This window comes from Streptomyces sp. NPDC003016, assembly GCF_053591455.1.
Genome location: NZ_JBSFTV010000004.1, coordinates 155817 through 174892, shown reverse-complemented (window position 1 = coordinate 174892; position 19076 = coordinate 155817). Strand labels below are relative to the sequence as shown.

The window sequence follows — 19076 nt, the reverse complement described above, 5'->3', positions numbered from 1 at the left end:
AGTAAGGAGCCTACGCATCCCTGGCACTCGCCCCACCTTGGAGTGGTCTTCTTCACTCGGGATGCACACGGCACGCAATCATGCGATTACCCTTGGTGAACATGAAGATCGCTTTCGTAGGGAAGGGCGGCAGCGGCAAGACGACGCTGTCCTCGCTCTTCATCCGCCACCTCACCGCCAACGAGGCCCCGGTCATCGCCGTGGACGCCGACATCAACCAGCACCTGGGCACCGCGCTCGGCCTCGACGAGACGGAAGCCGCCGCACTGCCCGCGATGGGCGCGCACCTCCCCCTCATCAAGGAGTACCTGCGCGGCACCAACCCCCGTATCGCCTCCGCCGAGACGATGATCAAGACGACGCCGCCGGGCGAGGGGTCCCGCCTCCTGCGGGTGAGCGAGGACAACCCGGTGTACGACGCGTGCGCCCGTACCGTGCGGCTCGACGACGGCGAGATCCGGCTCATGGCCACCGGCCCCTTCACCGAGTCCGATCTGGGCGTCGCCTGCTACCACTCCAAGGTCGGCGCGGTCGAGCTGTGCCTCAACCACCTCGTCGACGGTTCGGACGAGTACGTCGTGGTCGACATGACGGCCGGTTCGGACTCCTTCGCCTCCGGCCTGTTCACCCGGTTCGACATGACCTTCCTGGTGGCCGAACCGACCCGCAAGGGGGTCTCCGTCTACCGCCAGTACAAGGAGTACGCCCGGGACTACGGCGTGTCCCTCAAGGTCGTCGGCAACAAGGTGCAGGGCCAGGACGACATCGACTTCCTGCGCGAGCAGGTGGGCGACGACCTCCTGGTGACCGTCCGTGCGTCCGACTGGGTCCGCGCGATGGAGAAGGGCCGCCCCTCCCGCTTCGAGCTGCTGGAGGCGGCCAACCGCCTCGCCCTCCAGACCCTGCAGAACGCCGCGGAGGACTCGTACGCGCACCGCGACTGGGAGCGCTACACGCGCCAGATGGTGCACTTCCACCTGAAGAACGCGGAGAGCTGGGGCAACGCGAAGACGGGCGCCGACCTGGCTGCCCAGGTCGACCCCGCCTTCGTACTCGATGAGCGTCTCGCGGAAGCCGGTGCCACTCAGCCGGCGTGAGCGGGGAGGTCGCCCCGGCGCTCGGGCGGGCGGCCGTCCGGGTGGGCGGTGCCCGGCCGGGCACCGCTCGGGGTGGCCGCGGACCGGGCGGCTGCGGGCCGGGCGGCCAGGAATGGCGCCCAGCCTCCCTTCGGGGCCTCACCGACCCCCAGGGTGCGCATCTTCGCCAGCACCTTCGGGTCCTGCGCGTCCAGCCAGTCGACGAGCTGCCTGAAGGAGACGCAGCGCACGTCCCGCTGCACACAGACCGTCTTGATCGTCTCCTCGACGGCACGCATGTACGTGCCGCCGTTCCAGGACTCGAAGTGGTTGCCGATGATCAGCGGGGCGCGGTTTCCATTGTACGAGCGGTCGAAGGCCTCCAGCAAGCCGTCACGCATCTGGTTGCCCCAGAACTCGTGCTGGGACGGGTCGCCCTTGACCGTTCCCGACTGGTTGACCATGAAGTTGTAGTCCATCGAGAGCGTTTCGAAGGCCCGTCCCGGCACCGGGACCAACTGGAGCGGAATGTCCCACAGGCCCAGGGTCTTCTTCGGCCACACCTGCTTGCCGACACCGCTCGAGTCGTAGCGGAAGCCCAGCTCCTTTCCGGCCCGCATCATGTTCTTCTGCCCTTCCAGGCAGGGCGTGCGGGCGCCGATGAGCTCCTTGTCGTAGTCGAAGGGCAGCGGCTTCGCCTTCTTCAGGCCCGAGTTGGTCTTCCAGCGCTTCACGAACGCCTTGGCCTGCGCGATCTCGCTCCTCCACTCCTCCTCGGACCAGGTCCCGACACCGCCGTCCTTGCCGCAGAAGTGGCCGTTGAAGTGCGTGCCGATCTCGTTGCCGTCCAGCCACGCGCCGCGCAGCTGGTCCACGGTGTCGCTGATTCCCGCGACGTCGTTGAAGCCGATGTCGGAACGGCCCGGTGAGTGCTGAGGCGGGTCGTAGAGGTGCCGCTTGTCCTCCGGCAGCAGGTACACACCGCTGAGGAAGTACGTCATCGTCGCGTCGTACTTCTTGCCGACCTCGCGGAAGTGGGAGAAGAGCCGCTGGCCGTCCTCCCCCGCCCCGTCCCAGGAGAACACCACGAACTGCGGGGGCTCTTGACCCGCCTTCAGCCGCTGGGGCCCGGGCAGATGCGGCTGCCTGCCCGTGTACGCCGTGGAGCCGTCGCCGATCAGGCGTACCGCGTTCTCGGGCGCCGCGGCGGGGGAGCCCTTCTTCTCCCCATGGGCGCCTCCCCCGGCTCCGGCGGCTTCGGGAGGTTCCGGGCCGGCGGGTCCGGAACAGGCGGCGAGTGCGCCGGCCATGGTCATTGCGGCGACGCCGAAGGCGATCCTCTTCGTGGCGGCCATCATCCGCCCACCCTCTTCCCTCAGGTTCCCTGCGTTGAAGTGCCGACACTGCGCGGCAAACCTCGCACGCCCCGCCGAAGAGAAAAGTATGACAAGCCGCTTAAATTCTTTATTCACTGGAACAGGTGAAATCTTAAGCTATTTGCCCCTAATGACCCCTTCGATTCTTTACTCTGCATTACCATTCGTTTACTGAGAGTTGAAAGTCCCGCTGCTGCACGCCGTGACCCACGGCCGCGTCCCCCATTCCGCGACCGCGCTGCCCCGGAGGAGACGGGAACCATGTCCGCTTGCGTCCCCACCCGCACCGACCACTCTTCGCGCACCCCGCGCCCATCCCGATTCCGCCGTCCCCACAGCCCCCCACCCGGGGACGGTGGCAACCGCCCCCGCCGATTCCGTATCGCGGGAGCCGACTTCTCAGCCTCGATCTGCGTCTTCCTGATCGCGCTGCCGCTCTCCCTGGGAATCGCCCTGGCCACCGGTGCCCCGCTCCAGGCCGGCCTCGTCGCCGCCGCCGTCGGCGGCATCGTCGCCGGCCGGCTGGGCGGAGCGCCGCTCCAGGTCAGCGGACCGGCCGCCGGACTCACGGTGGTTACGGCCGAGCTGATCCTGCAGTACGGCTGGCGCACCACCTGCGCCATCACCGTCCTCGCCGGCGCCGCCCAACTGGCGCTGTCAGTCGTACGTGTGGCCCGTTCCGCGCTCGCCGTCAGCCCGGCGGTCGTGCACGGCATGCTGGCCGGCATCGGCGCCACCATCGCCCTGTCCCAGCTTCACATCGTCCTCGGCGGCACACCGCAGAGCTCCGCCGTCGACAACGCGCTCGGCCTGCCGGCCCAGTTGGCCGACCTCCATGGCCCGGCCATCCTGGTGAGCGCCCTCACCGTCGCCGTGCTCCTCTTCTGGCCGCACATTCCGGGGCGTACGGGCCGGATCGCCCGCACGGTCCCGGCAGCCCTCGTCGCGGTGGCGACCGCCGCCGCGCTCGCGGCACTGACCGGGATGAAGGTGCCGCGCGTCGACCTGCCGTCCTGGAGCAGCCATGCGCTGCCCGGACTCCCGGAAGGGCCGGTGCTCGGAATCGCCGCGGCCGTACTCACGGTCACGCTGGTCACGAGCGTGCAGTCACTGCTTTCGGCCGTAGCCGTCGACAAGCTGGTGTCCGCACGCAAGGAGCCGCGCACCGAGGGGATGCGCTCGGACCTCGATCGCGAACTGGCGGGGCAGGGAGCCGCGAACATCGTGTCCGGGGCGCTCGGCGGGCTGCCGGTCGCCGGTGTCGCCGTACGGAGCGTCGCCAATGTGTCGGCGGGCGCGGTCAGCCGGCACTCCACCATGCTGCACGGCCTGTGGATCGTGCTGGCCTCGCTCTTCCTCGTCCCGGTCCTCGACCTGATCCCGCTGCCCGCGCTCGCCGCACTGGTGATGGTCATCGGTTTCCAGATGGTGAACATCACGCACATCCGCAGTGCCTCCCGCCACCGGGAGATGCTGGTGTACGTGGTGACGGTCACCGGGGTGGTTCTCATCGGCGTACTGGAAGGTGTGGCGATGGGGATCGCGGTCGCGGTCGCGGTCGCACTGCACCGGCTGGCCAAGACCCATGTCACCACGGAGGTGACGGCGGGCGGCGTCCACCACATCAGGGTGCGGGGCCAGTTGACCTTCCTCGCGGTGCCCCGGCTGAGCCGTGCGCTGAACCAGGTGCCTCCGGGGGAGGGCGCGGTCGTCGAGCTGGAGGGGTCCTTCATGGACCACGCGGCGTACGAAACGCTCCAGCACTGGCGGGACTCGCATGTCGCACAGGGGGGCCGGGTCGAGATCACCGGGCGTTCGGGCCACCGGTTCGCCGAGCCGGCCCCCGGCACCGACTCCGCCGGCCTCCCCGGCTCCGCCGACTCCACGCATCCCGCCCGCTCCACCCGCTCCGCCCACACCTGCTGTCGGCCGTGGACCCCCTGGCGCAACCACCACTGCGACGACCACGCCGCCGCGCCGCCCCTCACGCCGGGCCGGGCGAGCGCCGGCGTCGGTGCCGGCCAACTGGCCACCGGGGTCAGCGCCTTCCAGCGGAACACGGCGCCGCTGGTGCGCGAGGAGCTGGCCCGGCTTGCCCGCGAGGGGCAGACGCCCTCTCAGCTCTTCATCACCTGCGCGGACTCCCGGCTGGTCACCAGCATGATCACGTCCAGCGGCCCCGGTGACCTCTTCACCGTACGGAATGTGGGCAACCTGGTTCCGCCGCCCGGTGTGGAGAACGCGGACGACTCGGTCGCGGCGGCCATCGAGTACGCCGTGGACGTACTGGAGGTGCAGTCCATCACCGTCTGCGGGCACTCCGGTTGCGGTGCGATGCAGGCTCTGCTCACTGCACCGCAGGACGGGGCCCAGACGCCGTTGCGGCGCTGGCTGCGGCACGGCGCGCCCAGCCTGGAGCGGATGAGGAGCAGGCGCCACTCCTGGGCGAGGATCTCGGGACGGATGCCGGCCGACGCGATCGAGCAGCTCTGCCTGACCAATGTGATCCAGCAGTTGGAGCATCTGCGCACGCACGAGGCGGTACGCCGACGGCTCGCCGAGGGCACGCTCGAACTGCACGGCATGTACTTCCATGTCGGCGAGGCCCAGGCGTATCTGCTGAAGGGCGGTGTCCGGGCCGACGGGACCGGAGAAGTCTTCGACCGGGTCGGCCCCTCGGAGGCGGAAGGCGGGGCGGAAGGAGGAGTGGAAGGCGGGGCAGAAGGCACGCTTGAGGAGTCGCGCGCCTGAACCGATCCGTCTCCGCGTCCGTGAGACCGTATGGCCCCTCCCCGCACTGCCTGCGGGGAGGGGCCGCACGCCGCCACAAACACCGGCCGGATGCGGTCCGTCCCGGCTCACAGGTCTAAACCAATTTCCGGAGAGCTCTTGTCACCCGGGCACGAGACTGATGAGCTAGGGCACGGGACACATCGGACGCCCTGGGAATGGGAGATGTCGTGAGCAACGAAAGCCTGGCCAACCTCTTGAAGGAGGAGCGCCGTTTCGCGCCGCCCGCCGAGCTGGCAGCGCACGCCAATGTCACGGCGGAGGCGTACGAACAGGCCAAGGCGGACAGGCTGGGCTTCTGGGCCGAGCAGGCCCGGCGGCTCACCTGGGCCACCGAGCCGGCCGAGACACTCGACTGGTCGAACCCACCCTTCGCGAAGTGGTTCGCCGACGGCAGGCTCAACGTCGCGTACAACTGCGTGGACCGCCACGTCGAGGCCGGCCACGGCGACCGCGTCGCCATCCACTTCGAGGGCGAGCCCGGCGACGGCCGTGCGATCACCTACGCCGAGCTCAAGGACGAGGTCTCGCGCGCCGCCAACGCCCTCACCGAGCTGGGCGTACGCAAGGGCGACCGGGTCGCCGTCTACCTGCCGATGATCCCCGAGGCCGCCGTGGCGATGCTGGCCTGCGCCCGCATCGGCGCCGCGCACTCGGTCGTCTTCGGCGGTTTCTCGGCCGACGCCATCGCCTCCCGCATCCAGGACGCGGACGCCAAGCTCGTCATCACCTCGGACGGCGGCTACCGGCGGGGCAAGCCCTCCGCCCTCAAGCCCGCCATCGACGAGGCCGTCGCCAAGTGCCCGCAGGTGGAGCACGTTCTGGTCGTACGCCGCACGGGCCAGGACACCGCGTGGGACGACAGCAAGGACGTCTGGTGGGACGAGATCGTCGCCCGTCAGTCCGTCGAGCACACCCCCGAGGCCTTCGACGCGGAGCACCCGCTCTTCATCCTCTACACGTCCGGTACGACGGGTAAGCCGAAGGGCATCCTGCACACCTCCGGCGGGTACCTCACCCAGGCCGCCTACACCCACCACGCCGTCTTCGACCTCAAGCCGGAGACCGACGTCTACTGGTGCACGGCCGACATCGGCTGGGTGACCGGCCACTCGTACATCGTGTACGGCCCGCTGGCCAACGGCGCGACGCAGGTCATGTACGAGGGCACGCCCGACACCCCGCACCAGGGGCGCTTCTGGGAGATCGTGCAGAAGTACGGCGTCACGATCCTCTACACCGCGCCGACCGCGATCCGCACGTTCATGAAGTGGGGGGACGACATCCCCGCCAAGTTCGACCTGTCCTCGCTGCGCGTCCTCGGCTCGGTCGGTGAGCCGATCAACCCCGAGGCCTGGATGTGGTACCGCAAGCACATCGGCGCCGACACGTGCCCGATCGTGGACACCTGGTGGCAGACCGAGACCGGCGCGATGATGATCTCGCCACTGCCCGGCGCCACCGCGACCAAGCCCGGATCCGCCCAGCGCGCGCTGCCCGGCATCAGCGCGACCGTCGTCGACGACGAGGCGAACGAGGTGCCCGACGGGGGCGGCGGCTACCTGGTCCTGACCGAGCCGTGGCCGTCCATGCTCCGTACGATCTGGGGCGACGACCAGCGCTTCATCGACACCTACTGGTCCCGCTTCCCGGGCAAGTACTTCGCGGGCGACGGCGCCAAGAAGGACGACGACGGCGACATCTGGCTGCTCGGCCGGGTCGACGACGTGATGCTGGTCTCCGGCCACAACATCTCGACCACCGAGGTCGAGTCGGCGCTCGTCTCGCATCCGTCCGTCGCCGAGGCGGCGGTCGTCGGCGCGAACGACGAGACGACCGGCCAGGCCATCGTCGCCTTCGTGATCCTGCGCGGTACGGCGTCCGAGACGGACACCCTCGTCGCCGAGCTGCGCAGCCACGTCGGCGCCACCCTCGGTCCGATCGCCAAGCCCAAGCGGATCCTCCCGGTGGCCGAGCTGCCCAAGACCCGCTCCGGCAAGATCATGCGTCGACTGCTGCGTGACGTCGCCGAGAACCGGCAGCTGGGAGACGTCAGCACGCTCACCGACTCCTCGGTGATGGACCTGATCCAGACCAAGCTGCCGAGCGCCTCCAGCGAGGACTGAGAGCGGGCACCGGCGGTCCGGAGCCATGCCGGTCCGGAGTTCCCGAGCCATGCCGGTCCACCGGTCCGACGGCCCGGGACCACTTCGGCCCGCCGGTCCATTGACCCGCCGGTCCGTCGGCCCCTGGTCCCGACCAGGTGAGTACGTCCCTGGAACGGGCACCCGGCTCCCCGCGCCGGGTGCCCGTTCTGCTCGTAAAGTGATGATCACCGGATGCCGCCCTTGCACACCCCCGGTAGAGTGGGTGCCCGCGTCAGGAACGCGTCAATAGTCCACAGGTGTGCCGGGAAGTCTGGTCGGCAATGTGCTCCGTGCTGCCCACCGACCGGAGGTTTTCACTCGTGGCCACGTCCACCTCAACCCCCCCGCCCAGCTCGCCCACCCCGTCCGGCCCCCGCCAGTTCCTCGGACGGCTCCCGCTCCCCGAACGTACGTTCGTGGCGGATGCCCTGCGGACCGAAACCGTTGGCGGCGTACTGCTCCTCATAGCCGCGATAGCCGCACTGGTATGGGCGAACACCGGGCTCAGCGACAGCTACGCGTCGATACGCAACTTCCATCTGGGGCCCGCCTCGCTCGGCCTCGACCTCTCCGTCCAGCACTGGGCGGCCGACGGCCTGCTCGCCGTCTTCTTCTTCGTCGCCGGCATCGAGCTCAAGCGCGAGCTGGTCGCCGGTGAACTGCGCGATCCCAAGGCCGCCGCACTGCCCGTCATAGCCGCCCTCAGCGGCATGGTGATGCCGGCCCTGGTGTACGTCCTGGTCAACGTCCTCGGGGACGGGTCCCTGGGCGGCTGGGCCGTCCCGACCGCCACCGACATCGCCTTCGCGCTCGCCGTCCTCGCGGTGATCGGCACCTCGCTGCCGTCCGCACTGCGCGCCTTCCTGCTCACCCTGGCCGTCGTCGACGACCTGTTCGCGATCCTGATCATCGCGGTCTTCTTCACCAGCGACCTCGACTTCGTCGCCCTCGGCGGCGCGGCCGTGGGTCTCGTCGTGTTCTGGCTGCTGCTGCGGGGGCGCGTGCGCGGCTGGTACGTCTACGTACCGCTCGCCCTGGTGATCTGGGGCCTGATGTACAACAGCGGCGTGCACGCCACCATCGCCGGTGTCGCGATGGGCCTGATGCTGCGCTGCACCCGGGACGAGAACGGCGAGGCGCACTCCCCCGGCGAGCGGATCGAGCACCTCGTGCGTCCCCTTTCGGCGGGGGTCGCCGTGCCGTTGTTCGCCCTCTTCTCCGCCGGTGTCTCCGTCTCCGGCAAGACGGCCGGCGACGTGTTCACCCGGCCCGAAACCCTCGGCGTCGTCCTCGGCCTGGTGGTCGGCAAGGCCGTCGGCATCTTCGGCGGCACCTGGCTGGCGGCCCGCTTCACCAAGGCCGAACTCAACGACGACCTGGCCTGGCCCGACATCTTCGCCGTCGCCTCGTTGGCCGGCATCGGCTTCACCGTCTCGCTGCTCATCGGCGAACTCGCCTTCACCGGGAACGCCGCGCTGACCGACGAGGTCAAGGCCTCCGTGCTCATCGGGTCGCTGATCGCTGCCGTGGTCTCCGGAATCCTGCTCAAGCTCCGGGTACGCAAGTACCGCGCGATGGTCGAGAACGAGGAGCGCGACGACGACCACGACGGCATCCCGGACGTCTACGAGCTCGACCAGCCCGAGTACCACCTGCGGATGGCCGCGATCTACGAGGAGAAGGCCGCGGCCCACCGCAAGCTCGCGGAACTCGCGGGGGCATCCGGCAGTAAGGGCGACGGTCCGGCATGATCTGACATCAGATCCATCGAAACAGCAGACGTAGAAGAGGGAGAGAGCGATGAGTGACCCCGCCCGCACCGCTGACAGCGTCCGCACCGCTGACACCGTCCGTACCGCTGACACCGTCCGCACCGCCGACACCGTCCGCACCGCCGACACCGTCGACCGCAGCCTCGGCCAGTTGGTCGCCTCGGCGACCGCCGAGATGTCCGCGCTCGTGCACGACGAGATCGCGCTGGCCAAGGCCGAGCTGCGGCAGGACGTCAGGCGCGTCGGCATCGGCGGCAGCGCCATCGGTGTCGCGGGGGTGTTCGCGCTCTTCTCCCTGCCGGTGCTGAGCTTCGCCGCGGCGTACGGCATCCACAACCTGGGGCTGGGTCTCGCCTGGTCCTTCCTGATCGTCGGCGGAGCGTTTCTGCTGCTGGCGGGCCTGCTGGCGCTGATCGCCGTGTCGAAGTTCAAGAAGGTCAAGCCGCCGGAGAAGAGCATCGCCTCGGCCAAGCAGACGGCAGCCGTGCTCCAGGGTGCCAAGCCTCATCCCCGCCAGGTCGGTGACAAGGCAGTGGCTGTGGCACGCTCGTCCACATGACGGCCCCTGATTCCGACTCCGGCGCTCCCGCGCCCGCACCCGCACCCGCGTCCGTGCCCGCGCCGACCCCCGCTTCAGCCGTACGCCCCGACGGCCCGTGGACCCACCGCGAGGTCGCGGCGAACGGCGCGCGCTTCCACATCGCGGAAGTCGGGGACGGGCCGCTCGTACTGCTGCTGCACGGTTTCCCGCAGTTCTGGTGGACGTGGCGGCACCAGATGACCGCGCTCGCCGACGCCGGGTTCCGGGCCGTCGCGATGGACCTGCGGGGCGTGGGCGGCAGCGACCGTACGCCGCGGGGTTACGACCCGGCGAACCTCGCGCTCGACATCACCGGCGTGGTGCGTTCGCTCGGCGAGCCGGACGCGGCGCTCGTCGGGCATGACCTCGGCGGGTACCTGGCGTGGACGGCGGCCGTGATGCGGCCCAAGCTGGTGCGCCGGCTCGTGGTCTCCTCGATGCCGCATCCGCGCCGCTGGCGCTCGGCGATGCTCTCCGACGTGTCCCAGACACGGGCCGGATCGTACGTCTGGGGATTCCAGCGCCCGTGGCTGCCCGAGCGTCAGCTGGTCGCGGACGACGCGGCGTTGGTGGGGCGGCTGATCCGCGACTGGTCGGGGCCGCGGCTGCCGGACGACAAGGACATCGACGTGTACCGGCGGGCCATGTCGATCCCGTCGACGGCGCACTGCTCGATCGAGCCGTACCGGTGGATGGTGCGGTCGATGGCGCGGCCGGACGGCATCCAGTTCAACCGGCGCATGAAGCGGCCGGTGCAGGTGCCGACGCTGCATCTGCACGGCTCGCTGGACCCGGTGATGCGCACGCGCAGCGCGGCGGGGTCCGGCGAGTACGTCGAAGCCCCGTACCGGTGGCGGCTGTTCGACGGGCTGGGGCACTTTCCGCACGAGGAGGACCCGGCGGCTTTCTCGACCGAGCTGGTCAACTGGCTGAAGGATCCCGAGCCGGACCGCTGACCGGCCGCCGAGCCACCGGAACGCTTGTCCTAAGAACAGCCAATTGCCCGACGCATAGGCCAATTGGCTGCCCCCGGCGCGATTACGGACCATGAGGCACGGGCACAGGTCGGGTATGGGCTGGACGCACGACTACGGTGACGCAGCACGCAATCGCCGCTCGGCCACCGCGCTGAGCACCCAGGAAAGGGGCGGTCCGCAGGACCAGAGCCACGGCCACGGCCCGCCTTCCCGCACGATCGGAATTCCCCGCATTCTCCGCCGCCGGGCCCGTTGGGTCTCGGCGCGGCTGCGTCATCCCCGCGACTGACGCGACGACACATCTGGCACGCCGGCACGCACCTGACGCTGCCGGAGCTGCCGAAGTCACTGGAGCTACTGCACCCCGGACTTGAGATAGGCGAGTCCGGGGTGCGCGCTCCGGTAGCCGTCGAGCAGCCTTCGCGCCACCGTGACCGAGTCGACGAGCGGATGCAGGGCGAACGCCTTCACCGCCGCCCGCGCCGACCCGCTCTCCCCCGCCTGAAGTACGCACCGCTCCACCGCCTTGACCGCGGCCACCAGGCCCGCCTCGTGGCCGGACAGCGGTGATACGGCGAGGGGGTGGGCGCCGGCGGCGTCGACCCGGCACGGGACTTCGACGACGGCCGCGTCGTCGAGCAGCGGCAGCGTGCCCCGGTTGCGGACGTTGAGGATGAGCGTTGCGCGTTCGTCGCGGGCGATGGCCCGCATCAGCGCGAGCGCGACGTACTCGTACCCGCCGGACTCCAGGTCGTCGGCGGCGCGCTCCCCCGCGCCCGCCGCCTCCCGGTTCTCCGCCATGTACGTGGCTTCACGCTCGGCCCGGGTACGGTCCCACGCGGCCAGGGCGCCCGACGCCGACGTGCGGTCCGCCATGTCGTCGTAGAAGCGTGCCTGCTGATCGCGCAGGAACGCGCCACGGGTCTGCTTCGCCTCGCGGTAGGCGGTGACCGTCTCGCGGTTGAAGTAGTAGTAGTGCAGGTACTCGTTGGGGACGGAGCCGAGCGAGCGCAGCCACTCGGCTCCGAAGAGCCTGCCCTCCTCGAAGGAGGTCAGGGCGCGCTCGTCGTCGAACAGGGCCGGGAGCAGGTTCCGGCCGGGCTCGTCGTCGGCGTACACCCCGCGCAGCCAGCCGAGGTGGTTGAGGCCGGTGTAGTCGAGCCGCACCCGCGCCGGGTCGGTGACGCCGAGCGCGCGGGCGACGCGGCGCCCGAGACCCACGGGCGAGTCGCAGATGCCGATGACGCGCTCGCCGAGGTGGCGGGACATGGCCTCGGTGACGAGGCCGGCGGGGTTGGTGAAGTTGATGACCCACGCGTCGGGGGCGAGCCGCGCCACCCGCCGCGCGATGTCGACGGCCACCGGGACCGTACGCAGTCCGTAGGCGATGCCGCCCGCGCCGACCGTCTCCTGGCCCAGGACGCCCTCGGCGAGAGCGACGCGCTCGTCGGCGGCTCTGCCCTCCAGGCCGCCGACCCGGATGGCGGAGAAGACGAAGTCGGCGCGGCGCAGGGCCTCGTCGAGGTCGGTGGTGACGGCCACGGCCGGCGCGTCCGGGACGCCGGCGGCCTGGTCGGCGAGGACATGGGCGACGGCGGCCAGGCGGGCGCGGTCCAGGTCGTGCAGGGTGACGTGGGTGACGCGGCCCTCGGCGCGGTCGCGCAGGAGCGCTCCGTACACGAGGGGGACGCGGAAACCGCCGCCACCGAGGATCGTCAGACGCATGTGAGGGTGAACCGGCCTCTCGTGATCGTCAGCGTGTCGGAACCGTCAGAGCGCGCATCCCCGGCTGTCGACCTGCTGGTTGGCGGCGCCGCCGAGGCGGATGTCCTCGCGGACCTCGTCGGCGGTCAGGGCGTACCCCGTGTCGGCGTCGTCGAGGGACTTGGCGAAGACGACGCCGTAGACCTTGCCGTCGGGCGTCAGCAGCGGGCCGCCCGAGTTGCCCTGGCGGACGGTCGCGAAGAGCGAGTAGACGTCGCGCTGGACCGTGCCGTGGTGGTAGATGTCCGGGCCGTCGGCGTTGATCCGGCCGCGGACGCGGGCGGAGCGGACGTCGTAGGCGCCGTTCTCCGGGAAGCCCGCGACGATCGCGCTGTCGCCGCTGCGCGCGTCGTCGTCCGGGCCCGTGAACTCCAGCGCCGGGGCATCGAGGTTCGGGACGTCCAGTACGGCGATGTCGCGCTCCCAGTCGTAGAGCACCACCGTGGCGTCGTACCGGCGGCCCTCTCCGCCTATCTGCACGGTCGGCTCCTCGACACCTCCCACGACGTGGGCGTTGGTCATGACGCGGCGTTCGTCGAAGACGAAGCCGGTGCCTTCGAGGACCTTGCCGCAGCTCGGGGCCGTACCGACGACCTTGACGATGGACTTCTTCGCGCGGGCGGCGACCGGGCTTCCCGCGAGTGCCGGGTCCGGGGCCTCGACCTCGGTGATGGGCTCGTCGGAGAAGGGGCTGAAGACCTGGGGGAAGCCGTTCTGCGCGAGGACGGATCTGAAGTCCGTGAACCACATGTTCGCCTGATCGGGCATCACGCGCGAGACGCCGAGGAGCACCTTGGAGTTACGGACCTCCTTGCCCAGCGTGGGCAGCGAGGTCTGCGCGAGCATGGAGCCGATCAGCCAGGCGACCAGGAGCATCGCGACGACGTTGACCAGCGCGCCGCCCGAGGCGTCCAGGACGCGCGCGGGCGACCAGGTGATGTATCTGCGGAGCTTGTTGCCGAGGTGGGTGGTGAGGGCCTGGCCCACCGAGGCGAAGACGATCACGACGACGACCGCGACGACGGCGGCCGTCGAGCCGACTTCCGATCCGTCGGTCAGCTGGTCCCACGCGAGGGGCAGCAGGTAGACCGCGACGAGGCCACCGCCGAGGAAGCCGATCACCGACAGAATGCCGACGACGAATCCCTGCCGGTACCCGACGATCGCGAACCACACCGCCGCGACCAGCAACAAGATGTCCAGGACGTTCACATGGCCACCCTGTCACGCGTGCCAGTCGAGCGGGACCTGCCGGGAGCGGTCCCAGGGCCGCTCCCAGCCCGCGTAGTGAAGGATCTTGTCGATCACGCCCGCCGTGAAACCCCAGACCAGCGCCGGTCCGACCAGGAACGCCGGACCGCTGTGACCGCGCGGGTGCACGCTCGTCACGCGGTTGGCCGGGTCCGTGAGATCCGCCACGGAGACCGTGAACACGCTCGCGGTCTCGGCGGGATCGACGGCGCCGACCGGGCTCGGCTCGCGCCACCAGCCGAGGACGGGCGTCACGACGAAGTCGCTGACGGGGATGTAGAGGCGGGGCAGTACGCCGAAGATCTGGACGCCCGAGGGGTCGAGTCCGGTTTCCTCCTCGGCCTCGCGGAGCGCGGCACGCAGCGGACCTGCCGATTCCGGGTCACCGTCGGCGGGGTCGAGGGCGCCGCCGGGAAAGCACAGCTGTCCCGCGTGCGAGCGCAGGCTGCCCGCCCGCTCCATGAGCAGCAGCTCGGGGCCCTCCTCGCCCTCGCCGAAGAGGATCAGTACGGCCGACTGGCGCCCGGCGCCGTTCTCGGGCGGCAGGAAGCGGCTGAGCTGCTCGGGGCGCACGGACCGGGCGGCCTCGGCCACCGGATCGAGCCACGCGGGCAGTCCGGTGCTCGTCACGGCGGCTTCGGGCAGGCCGCCCGCCTCCACGGTCCCGGCCGCCCCGGCCGTCCCGCTGTCGTACGTCTCGCTCCTACGCGCCATGGGCACCCCCGTCGTTACAACGCCCGAAACGGGCCTGTTCGTTCCGCGCCATTTCGTACGCCCGTCACTCGGCGGCCCCCAGGGGGGGCGCCGGCTCTCCCGGGAAGCCCGGCGGGGGCTTCAGCCGCTGCCCGGGGTGGCCGCCCATCTCGTACTTGAGGAGCTTCTTCGCCTTCTCCGGATCCGTCTCGCCCTCGCCGTAGGACGGGCACAGGTGCGCGATCGGGCAGGCGCCGCAGGCCGGCTTGCGGGAGTGGCAGACACGGCGGCCGTGGAAGATGATCCGGTGCGAGAGCATCGTCCACTCGCTCTTCGGGAAGATCGCGGCGATGTCCGCCTCGACCTTCTCCGGGTCCTCGTGCCCGGTCCATTTCCAGCGGCGCACGAGCCGTCCGAAGTGGGTGTCGACCGTGATTCCCGGCACGCCGAACGCGTTGCCCAGCACGACATTGGCGGTCTTGCGGCCGACACCGGGCAGCGTGACCAGGTCCTCCAGACGGCCGGGGACCTCGCTGCCGAAGTTGTCCCGCAGGGCCGCGGACAGGCCGAGCAGGGAGCGGGCCTTGGCGCGGAAGAAACCCGTCGGCCGGATGATCTGCTCCAGCTCCTCGGGGACCGCGGCCGCCATGTCCTCGGGCGTCGGGTACTTGGCGAAGAGGGCCGGGGTGGTCTGGTTGACCCGCAGGTCGGTGGTCTGGGCGGAGAGGACCGTGGCGACCAGCAGCTCGAACGGGTTCTCGAAGTCGAGCTCGGGATGGGCGTACGGGTAGACCTCGGCCAGCTCGCGGTTGGTCCGGCGGGCGCGGCGGACCATGGCCAGGCGCGACTCCGGCCCGGCGGCCTTCACTGGCTTGGCAGCTTTGACAGGATGGGGCGTTTTGTCCTCTTTTTTAGCTTTTTTGGGCTGGACCGGAACTTGTTCGCCCACAGCGGAATTATGGGCTTCAGTCACCTGTCCGGCCCCCTTGGCCTGCACTCTCACCGGCGATTTGGACACCCGGCCAGCCTAAAGCCCGGCACTGACATCCGCCCCGGTCACAGCCAATTGCCAACCCAATCGGCCCCCTGCCGCACGGTCAGGCACGCCGGTACGTCAAACTTGTGATTGATCGCACTGTTTTACCGTCCGGCATCATGGTGACCACGGTTCCTGTGAGCAGGTCGACAAGGAGAGAACTCGTGGACGACGTTCTGCGGCGCGCCCCGCTCTTCGCGGCGCTCGATGACGAGCAGGCCGCGGAGCTCCGCGCCTCGATGAGTGAGGTGACGCTCGCTCGCGGCGACGCCCTCTTTCACGAGGGCGACCCCGGCGACCGCCTGTACGTGGTGACCGAGGGCAAGGTGAAGCTGCACCGCACCTCCCCCGACGGCCGCGAGAACATGCTGGCCGTCCTCGGCCCCGGCGAGCTGATCGGTGAGCTGTCGCTCTTCGACCCGGGCCCGCGCACCGCCACCGCGACCGCCCTGACGGAGGTCAAGCTGCTCGGTCTCGGCCACGGCGACCTCCAGCCCTGGCTGAACGCCCGCCCGGAGGTGGCCACGGCGCTCCTGCGGGCCGTCGCCCGCCGGCTGCGCAAGACCAACGACCAGATGTCGGACCTGGTCTTCTCCGACGTGCCGGGCCGGGTCGCCCGTGCGCTCCTCGACCTGTCGCGCCGCTTCGGCGTGCAGTCGGAGGAGGGCATCCACGTCGTGCACGACCTGACGCAGGAAGAGCTGGCCCAGCTGGTCGGCGCGTCCCGCGAGACGGTCAACAAGGCCCTCGCCGACTTCGCGGGCCGCGGCTGGCTGCGCCTGGAGGCGCGGGCCGTGATCCTGCTGGACGTGGAGCGCCTGGCGAAGCGCTCGCGCTAGTAGGCGCCCGTACGACTGCCGGAAGGGCCGCCCCTCGGTGGGGCGGCCCTTCCGCGTTCCCGGCCCGGGTGTCAGTGGCCGCGGCGTACCGGCCTGCTTGATCGTCGGCCCCTTCGGGAGCGGGCGCACCCTGCTCACCCGCGCCCGTGGCAGCGACTGCGCGGCGCGTGAGCCCTTCGCACACGGTGAGACCGTCATCCTGCGCCCGGCGGACGGGGCAACGGTCCCCCTCTCCCCGCCCACCGATTCAAGCGCGAGGAGCCCTGGTCAGATCAGGCCGTGGTCCCGCAGGTACTCCAGCTGCGCCCGCACCGAGAGCTCGGCCGCCGGCCACAGTGACCGGTCCACGTCCGCGTACACATGGGCGACGACCTCGGACGCGCTGACGTACCCGTCCTCGACGGCCGTCTCGACCTGCGCGAGCCGGTTCGCGCGGTGGGCCAGGTAGTACTCGACCACGCCCTGCGCGTCTTCCAGGACGGGCCCGTGCCCGGGCAGCACGACCCGCACCCCGTCGTCGACCGCCAGCGACCGCAGCCGCCGCAGCGAGTCGAGGTAGTCGCCGAGCCGCCCGTCCGGGTGCGCCACGACCGTCGTACCGCGCCCGAGGACGGTGTCGCCCGTCAACACGGCCCGGTCGGCGGGCAGGTGGAAGCAGAGCGAGTCGGCGGTGTGCCCCGGCGTCGCCACCACGCGCATCTCCAGCCCCCCGGTGGTGACGACGTCCCCCGCCGCGAGCCCCTCGTCCCCGAGCCGCAGCGCGGGGTCCAGGGCCCGTACGGACGTACGCGTCAGCTCGGCGAAGCGCGCCGCGCCCTCCGCGTGGTCGGGGTGCCCGTGGGTGAGGAGGGTCAGCGCGACCCGCTTGCCCGCCTCCTCCGCGGTGGCGATCACCGCCCGCAGGTGTACGTCGTCGAGCGGCCCCGGGTCGACGACGACCGCCAGGTCGGAGCCGGGCTCGGAGACGATCCAGGTGTTGGTGCCGTCGAGGGTCATCGCGGAGGCGTTCGGAGCCAGGACGTTGACGGCGCGTGCGGTGGCGGGCCCGGAGAGCACACCGCCGCGGGGCTGTCCGGGAAGAGCTGCTGCGTCGGTCATGCGGTGCCTCCCGTGCTCTCGTTCCGCTCGGCACTCTCCATGTTCCCGGTGTTCCCGGTGTTCCCGATGCGCTTCGTGAACTCCTCGTGGCCCGGCCAGCTCAGCACCAGCTCGTCACCCTCCAGGCGGGCCCGTGCGAGCACCGGCGTCAGGTCCTGGTCCGCCGCGCCCGCGAGGGCCCCGGCGGCCGTGGCGTACGGCTGGAGCGTACGCAGCGTCGAGATCGTCGGCGGCATCATCAGCAGCTCGCCCTTGTCATAGCGCTCGGCGGCCTCCACCGGGCTGATCCACACCGTGCGGTCCGCCTCCGTGGAGGCGTTGCGGGTCCGCTGACCGGCCGGCAGCGCGGCCACGAAGAACCACGTGTCGTACCGCTTCGGCTCGAACTCGGGGGTGATCCAGCGCGCCCACGCGCCCAGCAGGTCGGAGCGCAGCACCAGCGACCGCCGCCGGAGGAAGTCCGCGAAGGACAGTTCCCGGGCGACCAGCGCCCGGCGGTCCGCCTCCCAGTCGTCGCCCGTGGTGTCGCCGACCACGGTGCCGGCCGTCGGGCCCGCGAGCAGCACGCCGGCCTCCTCGTACGTCTCGCGCACCGCCGCGCACACGATGGCCTGCGCCGACGCCGGGTCCACGCCCAGCCGCACGGCCCAGTCGTCCAGCGACGGGCCCGCCCAGCCCACGTGGTGGTCGTCGTCGCGCGGGTCCACCCCGCCGCCCGGATACGCGTACGCGCCTCCGGCGAAGGCCATGGAGGCGCGTCTGCGCAGCATGTGCACGACAGGGCCGCCCGCCGTGTCCCGCAGCAGCATAACGGTGGCGGCCCGCCTGGGGGACGCGACGGTGAGCTCACCGCCGGCGAGGGCGCGGATCCGGTCCGGCCACTCGGGCGGGTACCACTGACCATTGGACATGGCCGGAGGCTATCCGCTCCCGGTTGGATGTTCGAGGGGACCCGGATCCTCAGGCAGACCCGGCCCCTCAGACGGACACGGGCCCTCAGACGGACACGGGCCCTCAGGCGGAGGTGAGCTCGACCTGGACCTCGATCTCGACCGGCGCGTCGAGCGGCAGCACCGCCACGCCCACCGCGCTGCGCGCGTGCACGCCCTTGTCGCCGAGCACCGAGCCCAGCAGCTCGCTCGCGCCGTTGATCACGGCCGGCTGGCCGGTGAAGTCCGCGGCGGAGGCGACGAAGCCGACGACCTTCACGACACGCGCGATGCGGTCCAGGTCGCCGGTGACCGACTTGACGGCGGCCAGGGCGTTCAGCGCGCACGTACGCGCCAGGTTCTTGGCCTCCTCCGGGGTGACCTCCGCGCCGACCTTGCCGGTGCACGGAAGCTTGCCCTCCACCATCGGGAGCTGGCCCGAGGTGTAGACGTACACGCCCGACCGCACGGCCGGCTGGTACGCGGCGAGCGGCGGAACGACCTCCGGAAGCGTCAGGCCGAGCTCCGCGAGCTTCGCCTCCACCACACCGGACATGGCTGTCATGCCTGCTTCTCCCGCTTCAGGTAGGCCACCAGCTGCTCGGGGTTGTTCGGTCCGGGCACGACCTGGACGAGCTCCCAGCCGTCCTCGCCCCAGGTGTCCAGAATCTGCTTGGTCGCGTGCACGAGAAGGGGCACGGTCGAGTATTCCCACTTGGTCATACGGCGACTGTAGTGCCTGCCACAG

General features: G+C 70.8%; 17 protein-coding genes. 8 read left to right on the top strand and 9 right to left on the bottom strand.

Annotated features, from left to right (window positions below):
* Positions 1-101: 101 nt before the first annotated feature.
* Positions 102-1097 carry an ATP-binding protein gene (locus ACWDZ4_RS04975; protein WP_451507038.1) on the top strand — a complete coding sequence of 332 codons (996 nt, stop codon included), beginning with the start codon at positions 102-104 and terminating at the stop codon, positions 1095-1097.
* Here ACWDZ4_RS04975 and ACWDZ4_RS04970 read toward each other — a convergent pair.
* Positions 1085-2434 (bottom strand): hypothetical protein, encoded by a 1350-nt coding sequence (locus tag ACWDZ4_RS04970; protein ID WP_451507037.1) that lies wholly within the window; start codon positions 2432-2434, stop codon positions 1085-1087. The genes ACWDZ4_RS04975 and ACWDZ4_RS04970 overlap by 13 nt on opposite strands.
* A 279-nt stretch (positions 2435-2713) precedes the next feature.
* Between ACWDZ4_RS04970 and ACWDZ4_RS04965 the strand changes: the two genes are divergently transcribed.
* From ACWDZ4_RS04965 to ACWDZ4_RS04940, 6 genes are all read left to right on the top strand, one after another.
* A complete protein-coding gene (locus tag ACWDZ4_RS04965) occupies positions 2714-5203 on the top strand; it encodes a bifunctional SulP family inorganic anion transporter/carbonic anhydrase (RefSeq protein WP_451507036.1) in 2490 nt (829 codons plus the stop codon).
* Positions 5204-5400: 197 nt separating this feature from the next.
* Positions 5401-7368 carry an acetate--CoA ligase gene (acs, locus tag ACWDZ4_RS04960; RefSeq protein ID WP_451507035.1) on the top strand — a complete coding sequence of 656 codons (1968 nt, stop codon included), beginning with the start codon at positions 5401-5403 and terminating at the stop codon, positions 7366-7368.
* Positions 7369-7670: 302 nt separating this feature from the next.
* Positions 7671-9140 carry a Na+/H+ antiporter NhaA gene (nhaA, locus tag ACWDZ4_RS04955; protein ID WP_451507034.1) on the top strand — a complete coding sequence of 490 codons (1470 nt, stop codon included), beginning with the start codon at positions 7671-7673 and terminating at the stop codon, positions 9138-9140.
* Positions 9141-9189: 49 nt separating this feature from the next.
* The gene (locus ACWDZ4_RS04950; RefSeq protein WP_451507033.1) at positions 9190-9720 is read left to right on the top strand and encodes a phage holin family protein; all 531 of its coding nucleotides are present in this window, start codon (positions 9190-9192) and stop codon (positions 9718-9720) included.
* Positions 9717-10697, top strand: coding sequence for an alpha/beta fold hydrolase (locus ACWDZ4_RS04945; RefSeq protein WP_451507032.1), 981 nt, complete (start codon positions 9717-9719; stop codon positions 10695-10697). Before ACWDZ4_RS04950 ends, ACWDZ4_RS04945 begins: the two co-directional genes overlap by 4 nt.
* Before the next feature lie 115 nt (positions 10698-10812).
* The gene (locus tag ACWDZ4_RS04940) at positions 10813-11007 is read left to right on the top strand and encodes a hypothetical protein (protein WP_093799825.1); all 195 of its coding nucleotides are present in this window, start codon (positions 10813-10815) and stop codon (positions 11005-11007) included.
* 65 nt (positions 11008-11072) lie between these two features.
* Here the strand turns inward: ACWDZ4_RS04940 and ACWDZ4_RS04935 are convergent, their stop codons facing one another.
* The 4 genes from ACWDZ4_RS04935 to nth form a co-directional block, all read right to left on the bottom strand.
* A complete protein-coding gene (locus ACWDZ4_RS04935; RefSeq protein WP_451507031.1) occupies positions 11073-12443 on the bottom strand; it encodes a 6-phospho-beta-glucosidase in 1371 nt (456 codons plus the stop codon).
* 45 nt (positions 12444-12488) lie between these two features.
* Positions 12489-13694, bottom strand: a complete 1206-nt coding sequence (locus tag ACWDZ4_RS04930) for a MarP family serine protease (RefSeq protein ID WP_451507030.1) — start codon at positions 13692-13694, stop codon at positions 12489-12491.
* Between the two features lie 12 nt (positions 13695-13706).
* Positions 13707-14447, bottom strand: a complete 741-nt coding sequence (locus tag ACWDZ4_RS04925) for an NUDIX hydrolase (protein WP_451507029.1) — start codon at positions 14445-14447, stop codon at positions 13707-13709.
* 64 nt (positions 14448-14511) lie between these two features.
* Positions 14512-15399: an endonuclease III gene (nth, locus tag ACWDZ4_RS04920; RefSeq protein WP_451507102.1), complete on the bottom strand. Its 888-nt coding sequence runs from the start codon at positions 15397-15399 to the stop codon at positions 14512-14514.
* Positions 15400-15626: 227 nt separating this feature from the next.
* On the opposite strand from nth, the gene ACWDZ4_RS04915 reads away from it, so the two are divergent.
* Positions 15627-16301, top strand: a complete 675-nt coding sequence (locus ACWDZ4_RS04915; protein ID WP_014046869.1) for a Crp/Fnr family transcriptional regulator — start codon at positions 15627-15629, stop codon at positions 16299-16301.
* Positions 16302-16568: 267 nt separating this feature from the next.
* Here the strand turns inward: ACWDZ4_RS04915 and ACWDZ4_RS04910 are convergent, their stop codons facing one another.
* The 4 genes from ACWDZ4_RS04910 to ACWDZ4_RS04895 all read right to left on the bottom strand — a co-directional run bounded on the left by ACWDZ4_RS04910 (position 16569) and on the right by ACWDZ4_RS04895 (position 19051).
* Positions 16569-17399: an MBL fold metallo-hydrolase gene (locus tag ACWDZ4_RS04910; RefSeq protein ID WP_451507028.1), complete on the bottom strand. Its 831-nt coding sequence runs from the start codon at positions 17397-17399 to the stop codon at positions 16569-16571.
* Positions 17396-18310, bottom strand: a complete 915-nt coding sequence (locus tag ACWDZ4_RS04905) for an NUDIX hydrolase (RefSeq protein ID WP_451507027.1) — start codon at positions 18308-18310, stop codon at positions 17396-17398. Before ACWDZ4_RS04905 ends, ACWDZ4_RS04910 begins: the two co-directional genes overlap by 4 nt.
* Before the next feature lie 103 nt (positions 18311-18413).
* Positions 18414-18884: a RidA family protein gene (locus tag ACWDZ4_RS04900; protein ID WP_451507101.1), complete on the bottom strand. Its 471-nt coding sequence runs from the start codon at positions 18882-18884 to the stop codon at positions 18414-18416.
* Between the two features lie 5 nt (positions 18885-18889).
* A complete protein-coding gene (locus ACWDZ4_RS04895) occupies positions 18890-19051 on the bottom strand; it encodes a DUF4177 domain-containing protein (protein ID WP_019355547.1) in 162 nt (53 codons plus the stop codon).
* Positions 19052-19076 lie beyond the last annotated feature (25 nt).

What these genes read in the sequence shown, in the direction of transcription:
- ACWDZ4_RS04895 (WP_019355547.1), bottom strand. Translation starts at nt 19,051, where the DNA reads ATGACCAAGTGGGAATACTCGACCGTGCCCCTTCTCGTGCACGCGACC.
- ACWDZ4_RS04965 (WP_451507036.1), top strand. Translation starts at nt 2,714, where the DNA reads ATGTCCGCTTGCGTCCCCACCCGCACCGACCACTCTTCGCGCACCCCG.
- ACWDZ4_RS04970 (WP_451507037.1), bottom strand. Translation starts at nt 2,434, where the DNA reads ATGATGGCCGCCACGAAGAGGATCGCCTTCGGCGTCGCCGCAATGACC.
- ACWDZ4_RS04945 (WP_451507032.1), top strand. Translation starts at nt 9,717, where the DNA reads ATGACGGCCCCTGATTCCGACTCCGGCGCTCCCGCGCCCGCACCCGCA.
- ACWDZ4_RS04940 (WP_093799825.1), top strand. Translation starts at nt 10,813, where the DNA reads ATGGGCTGGACGCACGACTACGGTGACGCAGCACGCAATCGCCGCTCG.
- ACWDZ4_RS04900 (WP_451507101.1), bottom strand. Translation starts at nt 18,884, where the DNA reads ATGTCCGGTGTGGTGGAGGCGAAGCTCGCGGAGCTCGGCCTGACGCTT.
- ACWDZ4_RS04950 (WP_451507033.1), top strand. Translation starts at nt 9,190, where the DNA reads ATGAGTGACCCCGCCCGCACCGCTGACAGCGTCCGCACCGCTGACACC.
- nhaA (WP_451507034.1), top strand. Translation starts at nt 7,671, where the DNA reads ATGTGCTCCGTGCTGCCCACCGACCGGAGGTTTTCACTCGTGGCCACG.
- ACWDZ4_RS04910 (WP_451507028.1), bottom strand. Translation starts at nt 17,399, where the DNA reads ATGACCGACGCAGCAGCTCTTCCCGGACAGCCCCGCGGCGGTGTGCTC.
- ACWDZ4_RS04905 (WP_451507027.1), bottom strand. Translation starts at nt 18,310, where the DNA reads ATGTCCAATGGTCAGTGGTACCCGCCCGAGTGGCCGGACCGGATCCGC.
- ACWDZ4_RS04925 (WP_451507029.1), bottom strand. Translation starts at nt 14,447, where the DNA reads ATGGCGCGTAGGAGCGAGACGTACGACAGCGGGACGGCCGGGGCGGCC.
- acs (WP_451507035.1), top strand. Translation starts at nt 5,401, where the DNA reads ATGGGAGATGTCGTGAGCAACGAAAGCCTGGCCAACCTCTTGAAGGAG.
- ACWDZ4_RS04935 (WP_451507031.1), bottom strand. Translation starts at nt 12,443, where the DNA reads ATGCGTCTGACGATCCTCGGTGGCGGCGGTTTCCGCGTCCCCCTCGTG.
- ACWDZ4_RS04975 (WP_451507038.1), top strand. Translation starts at nt 102, where the DNA reads ATGAAGATCGCTTTCGTAGGGAAGGGCGGCAGCGGCAAGACGACGCTG.